The organism is Flavobacterium luminosum, assembly GCF_023635005.1.
Taxonomy (GTDB): Bacteria; Bacteroidota; Bacteroidia; order Flavobacteriales; family Flavobacteriaceae; genus Flavobacterium; species Flavobacterium luminosum.
The window spans coordinates 1-9,303 of the sequence record NZ_JAMLJM010000014.1 but is presented as its reverse complement, the minus strand read 5'-3'; the positions used below and the strand labels follow the sequence as shown (position 1 = coordinate 9,303).

Genomic DNA, 9,303 nt, shown 5'->3' with positions numbered 1-9,303 from the left:
TGTTTTTATAAACTGCGCTTTTTTCTGCGCAAAGTTTTTTCGGATATGATATCTCTTTGTTTTCTATAGATAGAATAATTTCGATTGGATTAGTCAGCGTCGGTTCGGAACGAACTGACGCCTAACGTCCCGCCGGCTTGGCTTGCCGTTGCGTAAATTTAGCTAAAAGTTTGCAAGTACAAAACTAAATTGGAAAAAACGGAGTTTTTTCCAAATATTCCTGAAACCAGCAATGGCGCCAAACCGCTGTTACCAGTTGGTGCAACTTTTTAGAATTCTGATTCATTCAACGTGTCGAATTTTCGCAAAGTAGACTCAGCGTCTAGTTCGGTTTTTCAACGCAAAGTTTTTTCAATGTTTTTTCAGAATAATTTCAACGAATAGTTTGGTGAAATTTATAAAAATGAATTTCCGTAAAGTTTTCAACATTTTGAATTTCTCCGCAAAGTTCGGTACGTTTTTCAATTGTCAAACTGAGTTTTGTCAACCGTTTTTCTTTCAAAAGTTGCTGAATTTTTGTCTGCGTTTTCATTTTCAACTGATTAAAAACTGAATTTTCAATTATCTAAAAATTTTGAAAAATAGGAGAGAAGAAGTAGACAGAAATTCAGTAACAATTCAACGATAGATTGGTTTTCAGCATTTCGGTTCGGCACTTACTGGTAACGTCCCGCCGGCTTTATGTCAGTGGCGGGCTTTTTATTACTGACGTTTACAAATATACCGAAAAGTGTGAAAGAAAAACATGAATTTTTATACCAGAAGTGCGAGCACAAACTTTCCCAAAAAATCCCAAAACCCCACTTGCACAAAGCCGCTGTTAGCAAACGTTTTATTCAACGTTTATTGGAATGTCAACATAAATCAATCTTGAGGCTGATGAATCTTTCGCTTTATAATATTCTTTAATGAAACCTCTTAGATTTTTTCTTCCTTTTTTACTGAATATAATCTCTAGCGGAATTGTATTATTCACACCATAAGCTGTATCTATTTTGGTTTGCTCTAAATTGCAGAAGTTTTTGTCAACGTCAGTACCGATGCAGAAAATTAAATCTGGGTTTGCGGCTATTATTGGTTTATGATATATCGTGAATTTGAGAAGTTGATTTTGTTTTACATGCTTCGGAATTTTGACGCTATAATAATTACCGAATTCTTTTATCGTGTCTTTTCCGTTTTCAAAGTACCAACCTTGGTTTGTATACTGATCTCCGCAAACATTAACATATTCAACCACTTTGTCTAAGTTTCCATTCTTTTTAAAGTATTTCCACTTTCCGAGTTTCATTTCTTTATAAAATATACCTTCAGATTCCAATGTGTTTTTCAGGTAATTTTTATAAAGTAAAGAATCCTTTTTTAAAGGAAATTGTACTTGATTTATTGTATTGTCTGAGTTGTACAATACTATTGAATCAATTAAGATTCCATCATCGTAATGCTTGACAACCTTCACATTTCCGTTTTCATAAAACTCCTTGTAAATTCCATCAAATTTCTTTTCTTCATTTAAACTGTACTCTTTTGTCAATCTTTGTTCGGTGTCATATTCTTTGATTTCATTCTTGCAAGAAGTGAATAGAAAAATTGATATGAAGAGCAATGCAAGATATCTCATATATGCAAGGGTTTTAAAATGTTTGCTAACGTCCTGCCGGCTTGGCCTGCCGTTGCGTAAATTTAGCTAAAAGTTTGCAGGTACAAAACTAAATTGGAAAAAACGGAGTTTTTTCCAAATATGCCCAAAACTAGCAATGGCGCCAAACCGCTGTTAGCAAATCGGTTTAATTTCCGCACCGTATTCAAGTCGGAAGTACTAAAATTCTAAAAAATAAACATATGAAATCAATGCTGAAATGGATAATAACAAACAAACAAATGTCATTATCTCGAAAAATTTATAAATATTATCTTTATCTATGCTGTCAGCTTGGAAAGTATTTTCGGAAGGGTTCTCCATATATTTTAATAATTGCTGTTTGTAAGTATCAGCCATCTTCTTTTTCAAAATTACTTCGTAGAATCGAGTTGATAGAGAAAAAAGGATACAAAGTGCAATTAAAATTATGGTCACCAAAAAAGCTACTTTCGCTTCATGATTTGGAATTGGATTAGGTTTTAATCCAATTAGTAAACCTATTAAACCAACAGAAAGAGTAGATAAAGATTTAAAATATTCAAAATAAGAGTTATCACGTATTTCTTGTGATTTATTAAAATTATTAATTAATTCTTTGAAATATTTATTATCCATTCTTAAAGGTTTTCCAAACTGTTTGCTAACGTTTTGCGGCTTGCTCTCAGTGGCGTTGAACCAATGCCAAGCCATTACAAATATAACAAAACATTCCATTCAGCAGCGGATTTTCCGTAGGAAAATCCGGAAGTAGCCATTGAAGCAAACCGCTGTTATGTGACGTTTTTTTTAACTAGTCCAACTAACAATTACATCAGATTTCCATTTATTATTTTCTTTTCTGTAAATTATAGTTTTGCCTCCAAAAAAACTTGAAATATCAATGAGAACTGTTTTTTATCTTTTGAAAATATCGGTAAACTTAATTTGTCATAAAAATTATTTCCATATTCTTTTTTATAACTTTCTAAAAAATGACTTTTTCGGTCAATATTATCTTTTCTATTATTGTTAAAAGAATCAATTGTTTTTTTTGAAATAATACGTTTTGATTTTATTGAATCTTGAATCAATAGAAAATCTTTACGTTCTCCAATTTGTTTTTGTATAAAATCTAAGTCGCCTTTTTGGAAATATTTATCAAGTTTAAAACTAGGATTATCATAAACAAACGATGGAGTTACTAATTGATCTTGTAAATAGTAATCTTGCGTTCCCTCTAATTTTTGAGTTTTTTCTAAATCTTTCAATACCATTTTTATAAACATATAAATTTCATCATCTGTGACTTTTAATGAATCGTTTTTTCTGTGATTTGTACAACTAATTAAAAACACTGTTAATAAAAGATATTGGATAGAAGATTTCATAGTTCTGAAGTAAAATGACACATAACGTCCCGCCGGCTTTGTGTCAGGCGAGGATTTTTATTACTGACATTTACAAATATACCGAAAAGTTATAAAGAAAAAAGCCCAAAAGAAAGAGAAAATGCAAACACCAAGCCCTTAACGATAAATCCCCAAAACCCCGCTTGCACAAAACCGCTGTTGTGCGTTCGGCTTTATTATATATTTATTTTTTCAGTTTCTATTCGGTTATGGTTAAAAGTATAAGTTAAAAATAAGCTAACTATTAATAACCAACTTAAATTATAAATTCCAAAAAACTCAAACATTAATATTCCTTTAAAAATAATTGGAATTACATAAACTAATATTGGTATAAGTATGTAAGACATTAACATTATGTAAAAACCTTTTCTCAGATTTTGGATATAGTATATTTTCGAAAACAAAAAGTAGATACTTAATGATGCGAAAAGTCCACTAATCAAAATGTATATGTTTCCGTCTATACTTTTTAAATTTAGTAAGTCAACTATTTTGTCTATTAAATATCCTATTCCAAATAGTCCAAAAAAACCAATAAAGAATGAAACATAGCTAAGTAAAATCGAACAAATAAAACCTATCAGAAATTTGTACTTCAAAAGTTTTCGATTTACTGTACAAAATGCAATTCCAAAAATCAACGGATTTAAATTATTTCCCATCACATCAATTGGGAAAACAATCGATAAAAGTAATATTAAAAGGGTTGTTATAATTACGTTTTTCATTAGTCGTTTCGTTTTTTTAAGCTGACGCACAACGGTTTACGGTTTGGCGATGTGGCGGAAATTTAGCACAAAAGTTCAATAGAATTACTACCATTGAACATTGCACGAATGTTTCATAGAAGCACTTCAGCCGCCATATTGCCAAACCGATGTTGTGCGTTCGGCTTTTTATTCAGTTTTGTTAAGTGTCCAAATAATTGCTTTTTCTTTCGTTGCTCTGAAAATTGTTGTATGCTTTTCTTTCGGTTCGTCAGAAAATTTCCATTTAACATTTTCTTTGTTCACTACTGTAAAAATGTCAGCTAATTCTTTTGTAAAAGGCGAAACATCTTCTGCGTCTGAACCTGCAAACCAAATCCGTTTTTCTGATGTTGGAAACTTTGCTAAATGTTCTTTTGCTGTTCTTACCAAATAATGATTGTTCCACCAAAGTGAAGGGTCAAAAGCGACATAATTATCAAACATTTCAGGTGTTAGGAAAAATGTTTCCATTACAAAAAGTCCTGATGCGGATTCTCCAATAATACTTTTTTCAGTCGTTGTACGGTATCGTTTGTTAATTTCAGGGAAAAGTTCGTCTTTGATAAATGCTCTAAATTTCTCTGAACCACCAACAACTGGTGCAATTTCTTTGTCTTTCGCTACTTCTGTAAAACCTGTCAAATCTCTTCTTCGTTGAGTGTTTTCTATTCCGACAAGTATTAAAGGTTTTATTTTCTTTTCTTTAATCAGTTTAGCCAAAGTATTTGCAATGTGAGGAAAATCTTCTTTTATTCCACCATCTGCCATATACATTACGGACAAAGAGTCTTTACTTGCTTTATAATTTTCTGGTGTCCAAACGTTTATTACTCTTTCTTCTCCAACTTGTTTAGATTGAATTTTAAAAGTTTCGTGTTCTGGAATAGGGTCGTTTGGTTGTGATGCGTTTGAGCAACTTGTCAATGTAAAAACTATAAAGAGTAAGTTGTAATAAATGAATTTCATATTTTCTGTTTTTTGTTTGTTTATTATTTGTACGCTGTCGTTTTAAGCTGACGCACAACGTCCCGCCGGCTTGGCTTGCCGTTGCGTAAATTTAGCTAAAAGTTTGCAAGTACAAAACTAAATTGGAAAAAACGGAGTTTTTTCCAAATATTCCTGAAACCAGCAATGGCGCCAAACCGCTGTTACCAGTTGGTGCAACTTTTTTGGATTCTGTTTTTTTTTCAACACAACGAATTACCGCAATGTGAATTCTGCGTACAGTTCGGCTCTTACATTTTTCAGTTTTTAAACGTTAAGAGAATTCTGCGTACAGTTCGGTTTTCGTTTCTATTTCTGCGTTTCTGCTTTTAAGTTTGCTTTTCACGTTTCTGTTTGTCCATTTTTTTAGACAAAGTTTGGTACGTTTCTGTATTTGTCAAACTGAGTTTTGTCAACAGTTTTTCTTTCAAAAGTTGCTGATTTTTTGTCCGCTTTTCAAGTTTCTGCCAATTAAAAACGGAATATTAAATTTTGCGAAAATTTTCCAAAATAGGAGAGAAGAAGTGGACAGAAATTCAGTAACAATTCAACGTCAGATTGGTTTTCAGCGCCTCGGTTCGGCACTTACTGGTAACGTTTTGGCGCTTGGCGCAGTGGCGGATTTCGGAGCACTAAACTGTCAATACACCACAAAAGTTGATGCGAGGTAGAATGTTCAATTAACCACGTCACCCGCCATTGAGCCAAACGCCTGTTAGCGGTTCGGGCTTTTTACTCATCATACTCAATTGCTTTGTTTATGTAGTCAATAATTGGTTTTGTTGTTTTGAAAAATTCCATAACAGTTTTAATACAGTCTTTACTTGTTAGTAGCTTGTCATTGAGCGGTTCTTTGGTGCAAAATCCTTTCATTTTCAGAAGTTCACTTGCTGGATTAGTCTCGTTATAGCCAACTGGCATTTTTTTAAGTTTTCCAACACCTTGTATTCCGTTTGGAAATGTTTCTTGAAATTCAGATGTGGTTATGATTTTGTTGAAGTCCGTGAATGAATAATCAATTTCTTGACGAATTTTCTTCAAATACTCAGGCGTTGTTTGCCAAACTCCACCACCAACCGAACAATTTTCTGGTTCTATATGAATAAAATATCCTGCCTTGTTTGGCTGAGGGTAATTCTTGTTAAAAACAATTAAGACATAATTTTTGTATGGTGTCTTATCTTTTGAAAACCTTAAATCTCGGTTTACTCTCGTCAAGCACTTTTTAGGGTCTAAGTTGGCTTGTAAAATTGCGTTGTCAATCTTAGATAATTCTTTCAAGAGATTTTCAGTCAATTGAAGTATGTCGCTTCTGTAATTTTCGTATAAGTCCCTGTTTTGCTCAAACCATTCTCTTGAATTATTTAGTTTAAGATTTGAAAGGAAGTCAAGTGAAGTCTGCTTAATCATTGCTTTTACTTAATTGGTCAATAAATTTCAAAAACACTTTAATTTGTTTGTCTTCCGATTTGGTAGAAGCAATTTTTTCAATAATTTCTTTTTGTTCTTCGTTAGTCAACTTTTTGAAGGCTTTCAGAACTCCTTCTTCTTTGAATGTTTCTAAAATTTCTTTTTCGGTAATTTGTTCCTTTGTAGTCAGTAGATAAAGTGTCACTGTAACCTTGTCTCCACCGCTTTTATTAATTGCTTTTCTGATTTTGTCGTTGATGGAAATTAGTTTGTCTTCGTCACCTAGTTTTGCGAGGTTGATGCTTTCAATTTTATAGTTGTCAATAGTACCTGAAACTTTCATTGAACCCCATTTCCCAACTATGTGTTTCGTGTTGGGAATTTGAATATGGTAAGTCCAAGCACCTTTTCCAGGTTGATATTTTAACTCTAATATTTCGTCTTTTACTAAGTATTCCATTTTGTTACGTTTTGTCTTTTAGCCTGACCGCTAACGTTTCGGGGCTTGGCGTCAGTGGCGGAAATTGAAGCGAAAAGTTTCAATTTAGCGACACAGTAAGCAAAAGCCAATTCATTGAATAAATTTAAGAAAAAAAGACGATGTAATTGGCTTTTTGCGACATAGAAAGCCGAAACTTTCAATAATCACTTAACCCGCTATTGCGCCAAACCCTTGTTAGCGGTAGTTTTTTACTCAATTTTGTCTGTGTTATATCTCTCTTTAAAGTCTCTAACTGATTTCTTTTTGTCGTCATTGTTAAAGTTCAAATTGTCCTTATTGAAGAATCTCTTTTTCAATTCGTTAAATTCTCTCGTTTTTTCATACTCAAATTCTTTGTCATAGATTTTGTCTGACCCGAAGTAAAGTCTGTCTTCGTGAAAATAAAAAAGCCCCCAATTTAGCGTTTCATCAAATATTATTAAGTCGTCAGCAAAGAAAAGTCCTTCCCAATATTTAATTACCATTTTCCAAGTTAGCGTTACAGATTGTCCACTTCTATCACTTTCTATAAATACATACTTGTCAAATAGAATAGGTTTGTTATATAGCCACTTCTTAATTTCTGTCTCACAGCTTTCTGTTACTTCAAATTCTTCGATTGTCTTAAAGTATCTTTCATTAAATGGTTTCCATAATGGACCTGTAACCATTTTAGAACTGTTAATATAGTTTTTGACAAATTCACTCGCTTCTTTATTTAGAAAGAAAATTTGGTCTTTATGTTCCAGAGGAATTTCATTTGCTTCTTCAGGCGACCATAAAAAACTCCAAGTCTTTGGGAAATCAGTTGAATAAGTTTTTATGTTGTCAAAATTTATCATTCTTATTTACTGTGTCGTTCTGTAAAATTACCGCTAACGTCCCGTGGCTTCACGAAGTGGCGAGGAACGGGACTGAGTATTTTCTACTAGTATAAGATTTTCCAGCGGAAAATCGACAACCGGTATAAACAGCTTCGCCATTTCGTGAAACCGCTGTTAGCTGTAGTACTTTATTTCAATTCATTATATTTCTCAAAAAAAGAAGCCAATTTTACTTCGTCAATTTCAAAATTATCTTTAATAATATTATTTTCACAAAGAGCAAAAATTATTTCTTTTCTGCCAATAATTTTCGCATTTGAAAAATCTTTGCCAAAAGTTACAAAAGTGATGACGCTTGAAAATTTTCCATCTCCATGTGAAGTAATACTTCCTTTGATTAATTCTTTTCCATCAAGGTTTGAAATTAAAAAATCATTGCCATTTCTGGTATAATTATAAGCTATTTTATTGTTTAAGATAATTTTGTCAGCTTCTAATTTAACCGCAGTGATTATTTGTTTTTCTTTTGCTTCTTGTGCTATTAAGTTGGTAAAGGATAATATTAAGATTGAAATTAATAGTAGTTTTTTCATAGGATTTCCGTTTTCTATTTTAGTTGTTTTTCGGTTTTTGCGTATTACAGCTAACGTTCCGCGGCTTGGCGATGTGGCGGATTAAGTAAGCCTAATCTTTCGGTTAATGACTAATTTTCCAAGTACAAAACCATCTTCAAATTAAGCCAAATTCCGCCATATAGCCAAACTGCTGTTAGCAGTAGTTGCTATTATTCATTTAAAAATTCCATAATGTATTTATTCATTTCAGCTTTTTGCTTTTTAGTTGCGTTATCCATCATATCGTTATGAATTGTATTTTTAAGTTTAACGATTTTTATTTTGAATTTTTCTTGTTCTTCGATTGTTGGTAAAACACCTTCGTCAGCAATTTGATCACTTGAACGTAATGAATATATTTTCGGTTGCGATGTTCTTGGAAACTCAACTCTACGATTGTCAAGAGAAATTATTTTGTTTACTAAATTCGGATATTTTTGAGCAAATAACATAGTTATATCTCCGCCGTTTGAATGTCCTATTAAGATTAAATGCTTGTAATCCAATTCAGGTTTTGTTTTTTTAAACTCATTTATAGTAAACATTATATTTTCACAACCCCTTTCCCAAATCGGTTTTCTCAAAATTTTCAAATCTCCACTTGTTGGTAATAATTCATCAGTTGGTAATTCATTTTGAATACTAATTACAAAGTAACCTTTTGATGCTAAATTTTCAGTTAGGAATGAATAATATTTATTTGTTCCAAGTTTATTTTGATTATAACAATGACTTAAAATTACAACTTTTTGATTTTCAATTTTTTCATTTGTTTTTGGTAAATATAACGCAACAGGAATATTTCGGTTTCTAGATTTGTCAAATAAATTTATGCTGTCAAATTTTATTTCATAATTTTTAGTTGCAAGTTTTGAATTAGATAATTTTACGTTTGATGTGCAACTTGTTAAAATTAAAACCACTAATATTCTCAAATAAATCTTCATATTTTCTTATTTTCCTTCGGTTCTCGTAGGCGGTTTCAAGTTTCTAACGCAACGGTTAGTTATTTTCAAAAGTAAGATAAATATTAGATTTTTTGTTCTTTATTTCCCAAAATTTTAAAAACATCTTTAGATTGATATTTTAAAAATTTCGAGAATAAAGCGTTTTTTTTGATTTGGTGTTTCGTTTGTTTTAGATCTGTAAAGGATTTAAAATATGTTGTTGAAAGACTTCTTTTGGCGTTTTATAATCGAGTACTTTTC

10 protein-coding genes are annotated in these 9,303 nt (G+C 31.8%); all 10 read right to left on the bottom strand.

All coding sequences use genetic code 11. From position 1 onward, the window contains the following. Positions 1–832 precede the first annotated feature (832 nt). The gene (locus NAT50_RS12130) at positions 833–1,534 is read right to left on the bottom strand and encodes a toxin-antitoxin system YwqK family antitoxin (protein ID WP_250593492.1); all 702 of its coding nucleotides are present in this window, start codon (positions 1,532–1,534) and stop codon (positions 833–835) included. A 285-nt stretch (positions 1,535–1,819) separates the two neighbouring features. Continuing rightward, the gene (locus tag NAT50_RS12125; protein ID WP_250593491.1) at positions 1,820–2,356 is read right to left on the bottom strand and encodes a hypothetical protein; all 537 of its coding nucleotides are present in this window, start codon (positions 2,354–2,356) and stop codon (positions 1,820–1,822) included. A gap of 131 nt (positions 2,357–2,487) precedes the next feature. After that, the gene (locus tag NAT50_RS12120; protein WP_250593490.1) at positions 2,488–3,009 is read right to left on the bottom strand and encodes a hypothetical protein; all 522 of its coding nucleotides are present in this window, start codon (positions 3,007–3,009) and stop codon (positions 2,488–2,490) included. Between the two features lie 197 nt (positions 3,010–3,206). Beyond that, the gene (locus tag NAT50_RS12115; RefSeq protein WP_250593489.1) at positions 3,207–3,761 is read right to left on the bottom strand and encodes a hypothetical protein; all 555 of its coding nucleotides are present in this window, start codon (positions 3,759–3,761) and stop codon (positions 3,207–3,209) included. Positions 3,762–3,929: 168 nt separating this feature from the next. Next, entirely contained in the window at positions 3,930–4,748 is an 819-nt protein-coding gene (locus NAT50_RS12110; RefSeq protein ID WP_250593488.1) for an alpha/beta hydrolase, read from the bottom strand. A 750-nt stretch (positions 4,749–5,498) separates the two neighbouring features. Then, positions 5,499–6,176 carry a DUF2461 domain-containing protein gene (locus tag NAT50_RS12105; protein WP_250593487.1) on the bottom strand — a complete coding sequence of 226 codons (678 nt, stop codon included), beginning with the start codon at positions 6,174–6,176 and terminating at the stop codon, positions 5,499–5,501. Continuing rightward, complete coding sequence (locus NAT50_RS12100) at positions 6,169–6,636, bottom strand: DUF1905 domain-containing protein (protein WP_250593486.1); 468 nt, start codon at positions 6,634–6,636, stop codon at positions 6,169–6,171. Before NAT50_RS12100 ends, NAT50_RS12105 begins: the two co-directional genes overlap by 8 nt. A 230-nt stretch (positions 6,637–6,866) precedes the next feature. Next, the gene (locus tag NAT50_RS12095; RefSeq protein WP_250593485.1) at positions 6,867–7,499 is read right to left on the bottom strand and encodes a hypothetical protein; all 633 of its coding nucleotides are present in this window, start codon (positions 7,497–7,499) and stop codon (positions 6,867–6,869) included. A 170-nt stretch (positions 7,500–7,669) separates the two neighbouring features. After that, the gene (locus tag NAT50_RS12090) at positions 7,670–8,074 is read right to left on the bottom strand and encodes a hypothetical protein (RefSeq protein WP_250593484.1); all 405 of its coding nucleotides are present in this window, start codon (positions 8,072–8,074) and stop codon (positions 7,670–7,672) included. A 191-nt stretch (positions 8,075–8,265) separates the two neighbouring features. Beyond that, the gene (locus NAT50_RS12085; protein ID WP_250593483.1) at positions 8,266–9,042 is read right to left on the bottom strand and encodes an alpha/beta hydrolase; all 777 of its coding nucleotides are present in this window, start codon (positions 9,040–9,042) and stop codon (positions 8,266–8,268) included. Positions 9,043–9,303 lie beyond the last annotated feature (261 nt).